The organism is Acidicapsa borealis, from assembly GCF_059115245.1.
Genome location: NZ_JCACNY010000001.1, coordinates 5,224,179 through 5,238,006, shown reverse-complemented (window position 1 = coordinate 5,238,006; position 13,828 = coordinate 5,224,179). Strand labels below are relative to the sequence as shown.

Below are 13,828 nucleotides of genomic sequence, written 5' to 3'. Positions count from 1 at the left end.
CGTGGTCGAGTTTGATCCGGTTTCATCCGGCGGAACCAGAATAAGATTCTGCATCCCTGGGCGATGTCGGAGTCTCTATACTGAGTCCCGCATGAGTGCTGCCACCCAGAGTTCGCCGATGCCGATGCAGGCTCCGGCCGTCACGGTATGGAAACCCCGAGCGAATCGCTGGGCGGTTGCCCTGACCGTCACGCTGGCCACGTTCATGGAGGTTCTCGATACCTCGATTGCCAACGTGGCACTGCCGCATATTGCCGGCGGACTCGGTGCTTCTTCAGACGAAGCGACCTGGGTGCTGACCAGCTATCTCGTGGCCAATGCCGTCATTCTGCCCATGTCGGCCTACCTGACGACGTTCATTGGGCGCAAACGCTTTTACATGATCTGCGTGTTGCTGTTCGGCATCAGCTCCGCTCTGTGCGGGCTCGCGCCGTCGCTGCCGCTGCTGATCTTCTTCCGCATCCTGCAGGGCGCGGGCGGTGGCGGACTGGCTCCCAGCGAGCAGGCGATCCTGGCCGATACCTTCGAGCCTAAAGATCGAGGCAAGGCTTTTGCAATCTATGGCATAGCCGTCGTCTGCGCGCCGGCAATTGGACCTACGCTGGGTGGCTACATCACGGACAACTTCGACTGGCGATGGATCTTCTTCATCAATGTGCCGGTAGCGATCATCTCGCTCTTCCTGACCAACCGCATTGTCGAAGACCCGCCGCACATTGTGAAAGAAGTGAAAGAGATGCAGAAGAAGGGTCTGAACCTGGACTTCTTCGGCTTTTCGCTGCTGGCTGTTGGCTTCGGATCACTTGAATTCGTGCTCGACAAAGGGCAGGAAGACGACTGGTTCGGCTCGCGGCTGATTACGACATTTATCGTGCTGTGCGCGACGTCGCTGGTGACGCTGATTCTCTGGGAGCTGCGGCAAATCCGAACAGGGCACAAGCCGATCCTTGATCTGACGCTCTTCAAGAATCGCAACTTCGCCATTTCGTTCATCCTGATGTTCGTGCTGGGCTTCTGCCTGTTTGGGTCGACCGTGCTGATCCCGCAGTTCGTTCAGTCCATGCTCGGCTATACGGCGGAGCAGGCAGGACTCGTCATTAGTCCCGGCGGTCTGGGAATCATTCTGTTGATGCCGTTAGTCGGGTTCCTTGTGGCCAAGGTTGATGCACGCTTCCTTGTGGCCTATGGATTTCTGTCGTGCTCTGTGGCCCTGTTCACGATGCTCACGCTCGACCTACAGGTGAGCTACAGCTACGTGGCTTGGCTGCGTGTCTTTCAGGCGTCGGGGCTGGCGTTTCTATTTGTGCCGATCAGTACCATTTCGTTCGCCGCCGTGCCGCCGGGCAAAAACAACGATGCCAGCGGTCTTACCAACCTGGCGCGCAACATCGGCGGCAGCGTAGGCACAGCCTTCCTGGTGACAGTGCTCGCGCGGCGCGCGCAGTATCATCAAACCCGGCTTGGAGATCACCTTACCGGCAGCTCCCTCTCCATCCAAAACGACGTGAATATGGTTGCTCGATACCTGCACGACAAGGTAGGCATGGCGTACTCCATGACGCAGGGACGCATGATGGGGCAGGGTAGCATCGCACAGCAACTCATCCAGCAGTCAACGATGCTGGCCTATCTCGACGTGATCAAGTGTTTCGCGCTCGCCATGCTTCTGATGGTGCCCATCGTCTTCCTGATGACCAAGGTGAAGGGCGGTCGCGGTGGCGGCGGGCATTGAGGCACGGCTGTCCCGGCTGCTCGTTCCGAAGCACACAATCTTTACCACCCCAATCTCAATCGAGATCCTCAGCGAGTAGTAGGCCAGAGAGTCGGTCCCGCTGCGATACACTGCCTTCGTAGGCGGAGCTCGGCTGGCGATTCTGCCGGAGGATTGCAGTCTGCGTGTTCGACTTTGACGAGGTTGTCCATTGATTCTGCGTCGCTCTCGAGTGGTTGTGTCTTTTGCGAGCTTGTTGTTTCTCTCAGCGGTTCAAGTGTCCTTCGTGCGCGCCCAGGTTCCACGGCTCGCCGCCTATACAAAGCTGACAGTGGACCAGATCTTCGGCCATGGGCCTCTGGCCGGACGTCCTCCGGAAGGCTTGACATGGTCTCCCGATGGCGTCCACCTTACCTATCTAGATGGTGGCGAACTGCTAGATCTTGACCCCACCACAGGCAAGGAGCACATCCTCGTCAGCCGCACCAAGCTGGCATCGCTCTCCAACGATTCGGTCAACGAGAAGGACCGCGATCATCGCGACCGCTACGGCATGGCGAGCTACCTCTGGGCACCGGACTCGGCGCATCTGCTCTTCGACAGCAACGGCCGTCTGTGGCTCTACGACTTGAAAACAGGCACCGGGCTCAATATTGGTCAAAGTGGTGCCGGCTCTGGGGATGACCCCAAGTTCTCCCCGGACGGCAGACTGCTTTCGTTTATCAAGAATCAGGGTCCTGTGCATGGTCTAGCGGTGATTCGCCTCCGGGACGTTGGCACACCCACCACGATTGTTGCCGGGGCAACCAACGAAGCGATTCTAAACGGGGCAGTGGATTGGGTTTACGAAGAAGAGCTCGATGTTCATAGCAACTACTTCTGGTCGCCCGATTCGAGCAAGTTGGCCTACCTGCAGATGGATGAGAGCCACGTGCCCGAGTATCCCATTACCGACTGGATTCCCGTACACCCGACGATCGACAAGCAACGGTACCCGCAGCCCGGCGATCCAAACCCCGATGTGCGCGTGGGTGTTGTGGGCGCGGGCGGCGGCAAGACGGTGTGGGTCAAGCTTCCCATCGCTGGAGGAGACGACTACATTCCGCGCTTCGGCTGGGTAGATCGCAAGACGGTATGGGTTCGTACGCTGTCACGCGATCACAAGCACTTGAATCTCTACTTCGCCGATGCCTCCACGGGTCAAGCAAAGCTGGTCCTGGAGCAGAAAGACGAGAAGTTCTTGGATGAGAAGTACGACGTCGAAGTCGGCGACCAGAGGATCATCCTCACCAGTTGGGAAGATGGCCATACGCATCTCTATCTCTACAGCTATGACCAGAACAATCCGCTTGGCGGCAGCGCGAAGCTGATGCGCCAGCTTACTCGCGGCGACTTTGACGTCGATGATGTGATGAGCGTGGATGCGGTTCGCAAGGTGGTGTATTACTCCTCCAATGAAGGAGACCCGCGCGCGAAGCAGCTTTGGCAGGTGAGCTTTGACGGTAAGAGCAAGGCTCTGACCTCTTCGCCGGGCACGCACTCCGGCAACTTTGCGCCGACCGGCGGGGCATACGTGGATACTGTATCGACCCTGACTACGCCGCCAACCGCCAGCCTTTGCCGGATAGGCGCAGGCTGCCATGTCTTCTACTCGACCAAGGCTCTCGACGGACTTCATCTGCGCGCGCCGGAACAGCTTGAGGTAAAAGCGCACGACGGGTCAACGCTCTACGCCACGCTACTGCTGCCGGAAGGAAAGAAAGATGCGGCCAGCGTGCCACTGATCCTGAACCCTTACGGTGGACCTGGCATCATGACCGTGACCGATCACTGGGGCGGCGACAGCTTTCTTTTTGACCAGCTGCTCGCCCAGCATGGTTTCGCCGTTTTGCACACCGATGGTCGAGGAACAGCACAGCGTGGGCGGGACTTTGCGCAGGCGGCGTATCACAACTTTGGAGCAGTGCAGTTCGAAGATCAACTGACCGTCGCTGACGCCGCGCTGGCCAAGTATCCGCAGCTGGACGCCAGGCGCCAGGGGTGGTGGGGATGGAGCTGGGGTGGCACATTTACGCTCTATGCCATGACTCACTCGGACCGCTTTCGCGCCGGCGTTGCCGTAGCGCCGGTGACGGACTGGCATAACTACGACTCGATCTACACCGAACGCTATATGAGCGAACCGGCCCAGTTTACTGGCGGTTACAAGGACTTCTCCGTAGTCAACTCGGCGGCGAATCTCAAGGGTCACTTGCTGCTGGTGCATGGCACCGGCGACGACAATGTGCACATCCAGAACACAGTGCAGTTTGTGCAGCAATTGACCGTGAACAACATTCCCTATGACCTGCAGATCTATCCGCGCAAGACGCACTCGATCGCCGGCAACGAGGTTCGTCCGCATCTCTTCGGGCGGATTTTCGCGCAGTTTGAAACTTACCTTAAGCCGGTTCCTGGAGACGCACCCAAATGACTCCGGAAGACGAAGTTGCGGCAGAGTTGCTGCGGCTTGAGCTGCAGTTGATGGACCCGGTCTTTCGTCACGACCGCTCGGCCGTGGCAGCGTTGCTGGCCGAAGACTTCCGCGAGTTTGGCGCCTCGGGGCGCGTATGGAGCCGCGAGACGATCCTTGAACTGATGGCAACGGAGCCAGAGTTCGAACCGCCAGTCGTCGAGAACTTCACAGTGCAGAGGATCGCGCCTCTTGTAGCTCTGGCCACATACCGTGCCATCAGGCCAGGTGGGTCAAACCTGCGAAGCTCACTCTGGATCCAGCAGCAGGGCGAGTGGAAGATAATCTTCCACCAGGGAACACGTGTCCCGCAACCCTAGTGAAGTGACTGGATGTAGCTGCGGATCCCGCTCGTCAGGATTTGAACACCGATGCAGAACGAGATGAACGACGACAGCCGCATCAGCACCGTCGTGCCGGATTTTCCAAGCATATTTGCCGCAGCCCGCGCCCAGCGATAGCAGACGTAAACCAGCAGCGAGATGATCACGCATCCGATAATCGAAGCCGCGAGGAGTGACGGCGATACAAACGACGCTACATGCAGCTCTGTAGGAAGATGCGCACCCAGCGCCACGGCCACAGAGATCGATCCCGGGCCGACCGTGATGGGTAGCGTGTACGGGTAGAAGGCCTGGTTCAGCACTTCCTCGGGATTCGGCGTAGCGGCGGAATCTTTCTGCGCGTCCTTGGTCAGCAGATTCCAGCCGTTGGCGGCAACAATCAATCCTCCGCCGATCTGCACCGAATACAGCGCGATGCCGAAGAACGAGAGAATTTTGCCGCCGCCCAGCATCGACAGAAAAAGCAGGAAGAAGCTGAAGATAGCGATGCGCTTGGACAACTGGCACTGCAACTCACGGCTGATGCCGTCCACCATGGTCAGAAAGACGGCCGCGCTGCCGATCGGATTGACGATCGGAAAGAGCGCCGCAATCACCAGGACCGAGGCTTCCAGTATCAGGGAAACGTGGTTGTAGATGGATTCAAACGGCATCCGTGCTCTCCGCGTACTCGAACAGTCTACCTGCCTCTGCTCCGTCTAGGAGGCCTGCGCAGTAAACGACAACTGAACCGGAACGGTGGCAGGGAGCGCCGCCGGGACTGACTGCACCGCCTTTCGCGGTCCCCGCTTGCGCGCGCTCATCACGCGAATGCGCTCGATCAGATCGGCGGGCGAGCAGCAGCCCTTGGCGAGGAAGGCGTCGGCGCGATGTGGCCGCTCCCCGGCGCGCACGGTGTCGCTGGTGAGGATCATGGGAATCTCGGGAGAGATCTCCTTCAGATGGCCGATGAGCTGGTTGCCATCCATCTGCGGCAGCCCCAGGTCCGTGAGTACGAGGTCGATCTGCGTTGACGAGAAGACCGTGATGGCTTCTTGGCCGTTGATCGCGGTGTGGACGCGATAGCCGCGTGTTTCCAGCAGAAACTTGCGTACAGAGAGTGTTTGTTCGTTGTCGTCTACGCAGAGGATAGTTTTCTTTGGCCGCATGAGTTGGGAGTTGCTCCTTAGGGGGAATTTGTGTTGCACCGTGTCTCCCGGACGATCGCTCGTCTCTCGGGGCACGTTTGGTTCCTTGCTGACCACAGACCTGCATCTGGGCAGCGCTTGGGCCCGATTTTTGGCGCAGGAACTCTCGCGACCCTTCTCCGCGTTTGCATCAGGCTCTGAAAAGACAGGGATTTCCTGTCCGTGCCAGAGCACAGATTGCCGCGGGTCCTGGGCTGGTTGGAGTCCGGTGCCTGCTGGGAATAGGAGATGAGCGCATCGCTTAGGTCATGTTGAGCGCCTGGGCGGAAGGGGGATTACCGCCTGACACTGACAACATCTTGTTTAGCAGGATGTTGTCCCATGCTCCGAATGGGCACGGAAAAATGACTGAGGAATGCTGGTGGTGGCTCCTGTTCGACTTTCGTTTGTGAGTGAATCCAAAGGCAGAATCAGCTCGCTTGCTCGCTCGACTTCTGCAACGCTTTCCGAGACTACGGGCGTAGACCCGGCAGTGCAACAGGGAACAACAGGCGAAACCGCAGTGTGGAATTCCCAGTGGATCTGCGGATTTCGCCTAAGCGCTCATGTTCGCAACACCTTGAGCCCTGTGGAGCCTGTTGAAAGCATGTGCATCACGGCAGGAAAAGCTGCCCTTTTGCAACGAGAATTGTGCTTCCACCTACGCGCACATTTGTAACCTCGCGTTCATGTGCCACTGAATTTCTGTCGCGTAAACCAGCGGAGAGGAAGAGATCGCTGGGCCGCAGCATCTCTACCCCCTGGCGTACATGGATGGTTTGATCGGGCGCAACGGCGCCGGAAAATACCAGGTAGCTGATCGCACAACCAGCCGCGGAACCGGTTGCCGGATCTTCGCCACCGTTGAACTGCATGCGAGCGCGCCACTGCGGAAATTCCCCCTCAGGGGAACTTGATTCCGGTCCCAGCACATAAAACCAGCGCGCTCCCTTGACCCGCAGATAGGCCGTAGCCTCGTCCTGACGTACGCGAAGCCTTGCGAGGGCCTCAGCTGACCGCAGCGGCACGATTGCGAAAGCAGTGCCTGTCGAGCTGACGCGGATGGGATGCGCAGGGTCGAAGTCTTCGACGGAAAGCCCGGTCAGCGCGGCTACCTCGACGGGGTCGAGAATCGCGCCGAACTCCGGATCCCGCTGCGTCATCTCGCCGCGAACAGGCCACTCCGGAGCACCCGCGACTTGCGGTTCAAAGCGTACCGGCACCGGGCCTACATTGAGCGCCAGTGTGACCGTGTTGTCGATCACGCACTCCGGCGCGATGGCCCGCAACAGGCTCGCGGTGCCAAGAGTCGGATGCCCAGCAAAGGGCAGCTCTTCGTCGGTTGTGAAAATACGTGCTCGCACTCCTTCCTGGCGCTCGATGTCAGCGGAGCGGCGCTCGACAAAGGTCGTCTCTGAAAGGTTTGTCTCACGGGCAATCGCCTGCATCATCTCCGTCGTCAGCGTGCCAGGATTGAGCACCACCGCGAGGGGGTTGCCAGCTAGCCGACGTTCGCTGAACACATCCAGAACAAAATAATCGAGAATCAAATCACTATTGCCCACTCTTGACACCTCCAGCCAATCTCTCTAGTCTACGGATATCGGTTGACGGAGAAGTTAGCGTCGCCGGTAAAGAAAGTGAAAGAATGAAGACTTCCGTATGCAACCCGTCCTGTCTGTGCTGCTGCTGTTGCGCACGGTACTGTGGCGTGGGCGAATACTGAGGTATTGATTCCAGATTTTCGAGTCAGACTCAGTCGCCCCACCCGCTACCAAGCGAGGTGGGTTTTTAGTTTATGGCGGGAGTTTTGATAGAGTTCTACCTTGCAAACGCTGGCAGCAATCAGGTCGGCAGCAGAATGAGCACCGGTGGCGAAGTGGCTAACGCGCTGGTCTGCAAAACCAGTATTCGCGGGTTCAATTCCCGCCCGGTGCTCCAAGACATTGCGGTTCCAATACAATAGAGCTGTTATGCCTTTCCCTATACGTACCTGTGTCGTCTGTTCTGAAGAGTTCGAATTAAAGCCCGACAAGCCCGGCTTTGCCAACCGCTGCCCGGAGTGCAGCGACCCCGAAAATTCCGAAGCACCCGATGCCGGCGGCAAGCAGCCGATGGATGCCATCGAGCGCAAAGCCCTCGCCGAAGCCAACGAAGAGCGCCGCAACGCCATGCGCAACCTGCTCTATCGCAAGGACAGCTAGCTGTTTATTTTGATCGTGTTCCAGAATCGCCAGATATTTCAACTCATTTCATAATTGCTCTTGTGTATAAGAGAATACTTATGTAGTCTGCCCACAAGGATTTTCTTATGCTGGCGACTGACGCTGTCTTCAAAGCAATCGCCCATCCCGCACGCCGCGAGATTTTGGCGCTGCTGTCTGTCTCCACGCGTTCCGTGAAGGAGCTGACCGCGGAGTTCGACATGTCGCAACCAGCCATCTCGCAGCACTTGAAGGAACTGCGCGAAGCACAGCTGGTCGTCGCTGAGCGGGCCGGGCTTGAGCAGCGCTACAGGCTCACTCCCGCGCCTTTGAAGGCAGTGCTCGACTGGTCTGCACCCTACCGCAGGCTGATCGATCCGGCTGGCCACGCCTGGTCCTTTACATCCACCGAGTCCTCCTCAAAAACCGGACAGAAGCAGGGAGGTTCCGATGGCCGTTGAAGGCTCGGTTCCTGCACCAGGAGTGATTGTTCCGCATCTGGTGGTGCGCGATGCTGCGGAGGCCGTAGGCTTTTATCAGAATGCCTTCGGGGCGACGATCTTGTATCGCTCTCCATCGCCATCGGGCGTCGGAGAACACATTCATCTACGCCTTTGGGACTCGCTGGTTCAGGTCTCCACTGAGGAGCCAGCCCAGCGTGGTGAACGCGTCGAAGGCGCGCTGCTGGCTTCGCCGGAGACACTTTCCGGCTCGACCTGCGTCTTCCAGATCGGTGTCCCTGACGTGGACGCCGCTTATAAACGTGCCATAGATCAGGGCGCCATTCCCGCACTGCCGCCGACCGACATGTTCTGGGGCGACCGCTATGGCTGGGTTCGCGACCCGTTTGGCCATGTATGGGCAATGACGCAGGTGAAGGAAGTCTTGACGCCGGCTGAGGTCGATAGCCGGATGCGTGCATTTACCGGTCAATCGAAAAGGTAGGAAACGAGGGAAAGGGATGAATCCGATGAAGAAGCTTGTGTTCTTTTTTCTGATGGTTGGCATGATAGCTTTGCCGCTCTACTCACAGGCTCCTGCCGCCGCTGCGCCCGATCCGTGGGCCAGCCTTGCATTTCTCCAGGGTATCTGGGAGGCGAAAGGTCTGGGGTCTACCGGGGCTGCGTCCTACGGCACCTACACATTTCGTAAGGAGCTTGGAGGCCACATTCTGGCCCGTCGCGGAGAGACTACGGAATGCAAAGGACCTGCAGACTTCGACTGCGGACACGGCGACATGCTCTATGTGTTTCGGGAGATCCCTGGCGGACCGCTCAAGGCAATCTACTTTGACAACGAAGGGCACGTGATTCACTACGACGTTACGACACCCACTTCAACTTCGGTCGAGTTTCTGTCCGAAGCATCGCGTCCAGGCCCCCAGTTCCGGCTTGTGTATGAGCTCAAAGGCGATGTCATGTTCGGCAAATTCCAGATGCACATGCCTGGTCAGACGGAGTGGAAATCATATCTGGAATGGAGCGGCGGGAAGAAGTAGCTTTCCATTGAATCGTTGCCTGACCCCCTGCGCATCTAAAGCAGCCAGGAGGCCAGCACATGGCACAGGATTCAAAAGTCGCCCTGATCACCGGGGCCAATCGTGGATTGGGTCTGGAGACCGCAAAGCAGTTGGGGCAGCAGGGCGTAACGGTTGTCGTGGGCGCGCGCAAGGTCAGCGTCGCAGAGGAGACTGCGGCACAGCTCCGCCAGTCGGGTATCGATGCCTACGGAGTGCAGTTGGAAGTGACCAACGCAGCCGATCGCACGGCAGTCGCCAGGTACATCGAGGAAAAGTTCGGCAAGCTCGACATCCTCATCAACAACGCCGGCCAGACCACCGGGGAAGGCCTTGCAAACATCACCAGCAAAGTCAATCAGGCTGGCCTTGTCGAAGTCTTCAATACGAATTTCTTCGCGGTCGTGGCGCTTACCAGCGAGTTGCTTCCCCTGATCCGCAAGAGCCCCGCTGGGCGCATCGTCAACCTCTCCAGCATCCTTGGCTCCCTCGCTCTGCACGCGGACCCTAAGAGCCCCATCTACAACTCGAAGCCTTTTGCCTACGACGCTTCGAAGTCGGCCCTCAATGCCTTCACCATCCACCTCGCGCATGAACTGAAGGGCACGCCCATCAAGGTCAACTCCGCGCATCCCGGCTGGGTCAAGACGGAGATGGGTACCAGCGCCGCTCCGATGGAGATTCCCGACGGCGCAAAGACCAGCGTTGCGCTCGCGCTGCTCGGACCAGAAGGCCCGACCGGCAAGTTCATCCACCTCGGAAGTGAGTTGCCCTGGTAACAGGGGATCCGGCGACAAGCCACAAATGCAGCTTAAAGTATCACGGAATCTTCTTTGAGATCCGTGTCAACTGACACAGACACCCTTCCTCCCATCCGCCAGAATCAGTGAGCGATTGCACGTTATCGCGAGATCATTCTGGCGGATTGCTATTGCTGCCAATGGTTGGCAGCTCAATTTCATGAAGTTATTGCAGGAGAAGATCATGTCTGAATTCAAGAATGAACGAGCAGCAGAACTCCACAACCTGGCTGCTCATGCCCACACCGTAGCCGCGAACGCGCATCTGAAAGGAGATCATCTGACCGCCCACGAACTGACCAAACGGGCCCATGAGAGGTCTCTCGACGCGCACAAGTACGCCGAGGAGCATTCTCAGGAGTCGTCTGAACTGGTTCGGAAATAAACGCAAGACAGGATCCAGCGAAAGCTCAGAGCGCAATCAGCGGTCGGGGCATGCGTGTGTTCGACCGGTCCAGGAACAGCCGCATGCGCAGGGCCTCCGCCCGTTGCACCGCCACCAGCCGCAGATGCCGCCGGATGTGGTCAGGATGGTCGAGCACGGCGATGATTTGCTCATCCTCCAGCGCGTCCCGCTCCAGACGCTCAATGCGGTCTTCCATGCTCCTGCGAAACCGGGGGCTGATTTCGTAGTTTTCGCGATCTGGGGAATTTAGATTTTCAACCATGGAGGACTCCTCTTTGCCCCTCGTGAGCCACTGCCGTCAGCAGTCTCCGAGAGATGCTTTCGATGAACCTATTTAAGATTTGAACGCTCAACCGCGCCAGATTACGCAAACCCTGCGCATCCGTTCGGCGGTCATATCCAGCTGTCTCAGAATGAAACGCTGCCTGTCCCGTGAGTCATTCAAGATCACTTATTCTTCAGGTGCCACCGCGTAGTAGCCCTTGCGCACTTGGACCTTGAGGTCCTCGCCTTTATCCGCCTTGCAGGCGACAGCAATCTTGCGATACGTGCCGTCTGCCTTGGGATTGGTTGGCGTATACGAAGCAACGTACTGCGTGCGCAGCTCGTCCTCGATCTGTTGGAAGGCGGCTTCAAGCTTCTTACCGTTGTTTCCAACGTTGATCAGCCGTCCACCCGTTTCGTCGGCCATCTTCTTCATGGCAAAGTCGCCGGAGTACCCGCCAAAGCTTCCGAAATATTGACTGCGATCCGCAATCAAAATGCCGTAGATAATCACGTTTGACTTCTGTGCAGCCTCGATGGCCCCCGCCAGCTTCTGGCGGCTACCCTGATCCTGCCCATCGGAGAGGATGATGATCGCCTTGCGCCCCGTTTCCTTGCTCAGCTTTTCATTCGAGGCCAGATATACCGCGTCATAGAGCAGAGTACCCTTGGGCGCTCCCTGCGTCGGCACAGGTCCCTGGCCGATGCCTGGAATCCCGGATGAGCCGTTACCGGCGGCAGTGTTAATCTCCGCCTTGTTCATCGCCTTTTCCAGCAGGCGTGCGCTGCTGGTGTAGTCCTGTAGCAGATCCACATCCACATCGAAGCTGATGAGAAAAGCCTCATCTTTAGACTTAAGAACCCGGGAGAGAAACTGGCTTCCAAATTGCTGCTCCAGCGGCAGCACGTACTGCTGGCTGCCGGAGGTGTCCAGCAGAATGCCCAGGGTAAGCGGCTGATTGGTCTCTGCCTGGAAGTTTTTGAGCTTCTGCGGAGTCTTGTCTTCCTCGACCGAGCACTCGTCCTTGCTCAGGTGCGGGATCAGCGCACCGCTCTTGTCCTTGACCGTAAAGAACAGGCTGACCAGGTTGACATCCACCTTGAGGGTACTGATCGGCTGATCGTCGTCGTTGTCTGGCTTGGGCGCCGGTGCGTGGCTCACCGGCGGAGCGTCGGGAGAAGGCGCCACCTGCGCTTGCAGCGTCATTGAGCAGCCAAAGGCGGCAAAAACGGACAGCGCGGAAAGGATCAGGGGGCGCAGCAGCGTTGTCGGCTTCGCACGCATCCAAATATGCATGACTGATAGACGCATGAAAGGGCCTCGAGGGAAGCATATCTCAAAGCTTAGCGACCAGCGGCGAGCTGGTGCGTCTGATAATCTGACCCATGCGACTGCGATTGTGAGCTTTTCACCAATCCTGCCGTGAGGTTTTGTCGAAATCGGGCAGAACCGGGAAATTTGTGAGCTGCGGCACAGCACTATAACCCGCGGCAAAGGAACTTTTGTGAATCGTCGCCCTACCCGTAATTTGACTTACTTTCGGACCGCTCTTTTGTTGACTCTGGTCACGTTGCCCGCCTCGGTGATGATCCTCGGCGGGTCTCACGGCGCTGGCGTCTGGGCCGCTCAGGCCACCCAGCAGCAGCCAAAACCAGATGTGCCCGATGCGCCGACGCCGCAGGCTCCCGCGCCTATGTCCGACGTCAAGGACCAGGTTACGCCGGGCAGTGGTGCTCCGCCAGCCCAGCCTCAGAAGACCCCAACTGTTCCGCCTGTTTCTTCTTCCGGCACGCAGCCGGATGAGCCGCAGGCTCCATCTTCTCGCCCTCCCGCAAACGACGGACCGGATGACGTGCAGAAAACCCCACCGGAAACTCCCGAAGCAGGTACGGGTGTCGCCGCGGTTACCAAGACTATCGTGACGTATACCAACTTCGTCGAAGTCCCCGTTACGGTGAAGGACAGCAAAGGCCAACCGGTTGCCGGACTCACCTTCCGCGATTTCCGCATCTACGAAAATAATCAGCGCCAGCAGCTTCGTCTCTTCACCGTCGACCCGTTTCCGCTTTCGATCGCCTACGTGATCGACCAGAGCTTGACCCGCGATGTCATGTCCAAGGTCAACGCTTCCATGGGCTCAATTCAGGGTTCGCTGACCCCGTACGACGATGTGGCCGTCTTCAGCTACAACAATGGCGCCAAGGAGCTCACGGGGTTCACCGGAGCACAAAGCAACCGTTTGACCGCCGTCCTGGAAGTGAATAAGACTGCGGGTCGGGATGAGCTTGTTCCCGTGACATCCGGCCCGCTTGCCGGCTGCAGCATCACCAGCAACGGCGATTGTGTTGACCCCAACCTGCAGACCGGCCGCAGTGCAGGTTCCGGCAGTTTCATCTCTCTACCGAAAGAGCCCCACACTCTCAACGACGCCATCCTGCGCGCCGCTATCGCCCTCTCCAGCCGCCCGCCAGGCCGCCGCCGCATCATTTACGTCATTTCCGATGGTAAAGAGCAGGGAAGTAAAGCGAAGACTCCAGAAGTCATTAAATACCTGCAAAGCCACAAGATCGCCGTTTACGCGACGCTGGTCGGCGATTCAGCACGCTGGGGTGAAGGCTACCTGAGCCGCTTCCATATTCCTTTCCAGATGAACGACAACGTGCTGCCCAAGTACACTCAGGCCACCGGCGGCAGCCTCGACGCCGAACGCGGGACCAACGGGATCGAAAAGAGCTACTTCAAGATCGCCGACGAAGCTCGTAATCAGTACACGCTGGGCTACATCAGCCACGAGTACGTGACCGACAGCCGCTTCCGCAAGATCGAAGTGCGCGTCGATCGCCCCAATGTCGAAGTCACCGCCAAGCCCGGCTACTACCCGACCGCGCAGGATTTGCGCTAGAC

The 13,828-nt window shown here is 58.3% G+C and carries 15 protein-coding genes and 1 tRNA gene; 11 read left to right on the top strand and 5 right to left on the bottom strand.

From position 1 onward, the window contains the following. Positions 1 to 91 precede the first annotated feature (91 nt). The 3 genes from AC5S27_RS21290 to AC5S27_RS21280 all read left to right on the top strand — a co-directional run bounded on the left by AC5S27_RS21290 (position 92) and on the right by AC5S27_RS21280 (position 4,543). Complete coding sequence (locus tag AC5S27_RS21290) at positions 92 to 1,732, top strand: DHA2 family efflux MFS transporter permease subunit (RefSeq protein WP_493936568.1); 1,641 nt, start codon at positions 92 to 94, stop codon at positions 1,730 to 1,732. Between the two features lie 265 nt (positions 1,733 to 1,997). Beyond that, a complete protein-coding gene (locus tag AC5S27_RS21285) occupies positions 1,998 to 4,184 on the top strand; it encodes a S9 family peptidase (protein ID WP_493936567.1) in 2,187 nt (728 codons plus the stop codon). Continuing rightward, positions 4,181 to 4,543: a nuclear transport factor 2 family protein gene (locus AC5S27_RS21280; RefSeq protein ID WP_493936566.1), complete on the top strand. Its 363-nt coding sequence runs from the start codon at positions 4,181 to 4,183 to the stop codon at positions 4,541 to 4,543. Before AC5S27_RS21285 ends, AC5S27_RS21280 begins: the two co-directional genes overlap by 4 nt. Here the strand turns inward: AC5S27_RS21280 and AC5S27_RS21275 are convergent. The 3 genes from AC5S27_RS21275 to AC5S27_RS21265 all read right to left on the bottom strand — a co-directional run bounded on the left by AC5S27_RS21275 (position 4,540) and on the right by AC5S27_RS21265 (position 7,298). Then, positions 4,540 to 5,220: a MarC family protein gene (locus AC5S27_RS21275; protein WP_493936565.1), complete on the bottom strand. Its 681-nt coding sequence runs from the start codon at positions 5,218 to 5,220 to the stop codon at positions 4,540 to 4,542. The two genes, AC5S27_RS21280 and AC5S27_RS21275, sit on opposite strands and share 4 nt — an antisense overlap. A 45-nt stretch (positions 5,221 to 5,265) precedes the next feature. After that, complete coding sequence (locus tag AC5S27_RS21270) at positions 5,266 to 5,715, bottom strand: response regulator (RefSeq protein ID WP_493936564.1); 450 nt, start codon at positions 5,713 to 5,715, stop codon at positions 5,266 to 5,268. Positions 5,716 to 6,347: 632 nt separating this feature from the next. Continuing rightward, a complete protein-coding gene (locus tag AC5S27_RS21265; protein ID WP_493936563.1) occupies positions 6,348 to 7,298 on the bottom strand; it encodes a PhzF family phenazine biosynthesis protein in 951 nt (316 codons plus the stop codon). 300 nt (positions 7,299 to 7,598) lie between these two features. On the opposite strand from AC5S27_RS21265, the gene AC5S27_RS21260 reads away from it, so the two are divergent. The 7 genes from AC5S27_RS21260 to AC5S27_RS21230 all read left to right on the top strand — a co-directional run bounded on the left by AC5S27_RS21260 (position 7,599) and on the right by AC5S27_RS21230 (position 10,638). After that, a tRNA-Cys gene (locus tag AC5S27_RS21260) sits at positions 7,599 to 7,674 on the top strand. A 32-nt stretch (positions 7,675 to 7,706) separates the two neighbouring features. Beyond that, positions 7,707 to 7,937: a hypothetical protein gene (locus AC5S27_RS21255; protein ID WP_493936562.1), complete on the top strand. Its 231-nt coding sequence runs from the start codon at positions 7,707 to 7,709 to the stop codon at positions 7,935 to 7,937. A 107-nt stretch (positions 7,938 to 8,044) separates the two neighbouring features. Then, the gene (locus tag AC5S27_RS21250) at positions 8,045 to 8,398 is read left to right on the top strand and encodes an ArsR/SmtB family transcription factor (RefSeq protein ID WP_493936561.1); all 354 of its coding nucleotides are present in this window, start codon (positions 8,045 to 8,047) and stop codon (positions 8,396 to 8,398) included. Next, the gene (locus tag AC5S27_RS21245) at positions 8,388 to 8,882 is read left to right on the top strand and encodes a VOC family protein (protein WP_493936560.1); all 495 of its coding nucleotides are present in this window, start codon (positions 8,388 to 8,390) and stop codon (positions 8,880 to 8,882) included. The genes AC5S27_RS21250 and AC5S27_RS21245 overlap by 11 nt, the downstream gene beginning before the upstream one ends. Positions 8,883 to 8,907: 25 nt before the next feature. After that, a complete protein-coding gene (locus AC5S27_RS21240; protein ID WP_493936559.1) occupies positions 8,908 to 9,435 on the top strand; it encodes a hypothetical protein in 528 nt (175 codons plus the stop codon). A gap of 59 nt (positions 9,436 to 9,494) precedes the next feature. Beyond that, on the top strand, positions 9,495 to 10,232 hold the full coding sequence (locus tag AC5S27_RS21235) for an SDR family oxidoreductase (RefSeq protein ID WP_493936558.1): 738 nt from the start codon (positions 9,495 to 9,497) through the stop codon (positions 10,230 to 10,232). Positions 10,233 to 10,437: 205 nt separating this feature from the next. Then, positions 10,438 to 10,638, top strand: coding sequence for a hypothetical protein (locus tag AC5S27_RS21230; protein ID WP_493936557.1), 201 nt, complete (start codon positions 10,438 to 10,440; stop codon positions 10,636 to 10,638). 25 nt (positions 10,639 to 10,663) lie between these two features. Here AC5S27_RS21230 and AC5S27_RS21225 read toward each other — a convergent pair whose 3' ends face one another. Both AC5S27_RS21225 and AC5S27_RS21220 read right to left on the bottom strand, forming a co-directional pair. Then, a complete protein-coding gene (locus tag AC5S27_RS21225; protein ID WP_493936556.1) occupies positions 10,664 to 10,921 on the bottom strand; it encodes a hypothetical protein in 258 nt (85 codons plus the stop codon). A gap of 189 nt (positions 10,922 to 11,110) precedes the next feature. Continuing rightward, complete coding sequence (locus AC5S27_RS21220) at positions 11,111 to 12,235, bottom strand: VWA domain-containing protein (RefSeq protein ID WP_493936555.1); 1,125 nt, start codon at positions 12,233 to 12,235, stop codon at positions 11,111 to 11,113. 193 nt (positions 12,236 to 12,428) lie between these two features. Here AC5S27_RS21220 and AC5S27_RS21215 point away from each other — a divergent pair, with 193 nt between their 5' ends. Further along, the gene (locus AC5S27_RS21215; protein ID WP_493936554.1) at positions 12,429 to 13,826 is read left to right on the top strand and encodes a VWA domain-containing protein; all 1,398 of its coding nucleotides are present in this window, start codon (positions 12,429 to 12,431) and stop codon (positions 13,824 to 13,826) included. The last annotated feature ends 2 nt before the right edge of the window (positions 13,827 to 13,828 follow it).

Coding starts and splice junctions, on each gene's coding strand:
- AC5S27_RS21290 (WP_493936568.1), top strand. CDS start 92: ATGAGTGCTGCCACCCAGAGTTCGCCGATGCCGATGCAGGCTCCGGCC.
- AC5S27_RS21280 (WP_493936566.1), top strand. CDS start 4,181: ATGACTCCGGAAGACGAAGTTGCGGCAGAGTTGCTGCGGCTTGAGCTG.
- AC5S27_RS21275 (WP_493936565.1), bottom strand. CDS start 5,220: ATGCCGTTTGAATCCATCTACAACCACGTTTCCCTGATACTGGAAGCC.
- AC5S27_RS21270 (WP_493936564.1), bottom strand. CDS start 5,715: ATGCGGCCAAAGAAAACTATCCTCTGCGTAGACGACAACGAACAAACA.
- AC5S27_RS21255 (WP_493936562.1), top strand. CDS start 7,707: ATGCCTTTCCCTATACGTACCTGTGTCGTCTGTTCTGAAGAGTTCGAA.
- AC5S27_RS21250 (WP_493936561.1), top strand. CDS start 8,045: ATGCTGGCGACTGACGCTGTCTTCAAAGCAATCGCCCATCCCGCACGC.
- AC5S27_RS21245 (WP_493936560.1), top strand. CDS start 8,388: ATGGCCGTTGAAGGCTCGGTTCCTGCACCAGGAGTGATTGTTCCGCAT.
- AC5S27_RS21240 (WP_493936559.1), top strand. CDS start 8,908: ATGAAGAAGCTTGTGTTCTTTTTTCTGATGGTTGGCATGATAGCTTTG.
- AC5S27_RS21235 (WP_493936558.1), top strand. CDS start 9,495: ATGGCACAGGATTCAAAAGTCGCCCTGATCACCGGGGCCAATCGTGGA.
- AC5S27_RS21230 (WP_493936557.1), top strand. CDS start 10,438: ATGTCTGAATTCAAGAATGAACGAGCAGCAGAACTCCACAACCTGGCT.
- AC5S27_RS21225 (WP_493936556.1), bottom strand. CDS start 10,921: ATGGTTGAAAATCTAAATTCCCCAGATCGCGAAAACTACGAAATCAGC.
- AC5S27_RS21220 (WP_493936555.1), bottom strand. CDS start 12,235: ATGCGTCTATCAGTCATGCATATTTGGATGCGTGCGAAGCCGACAACG.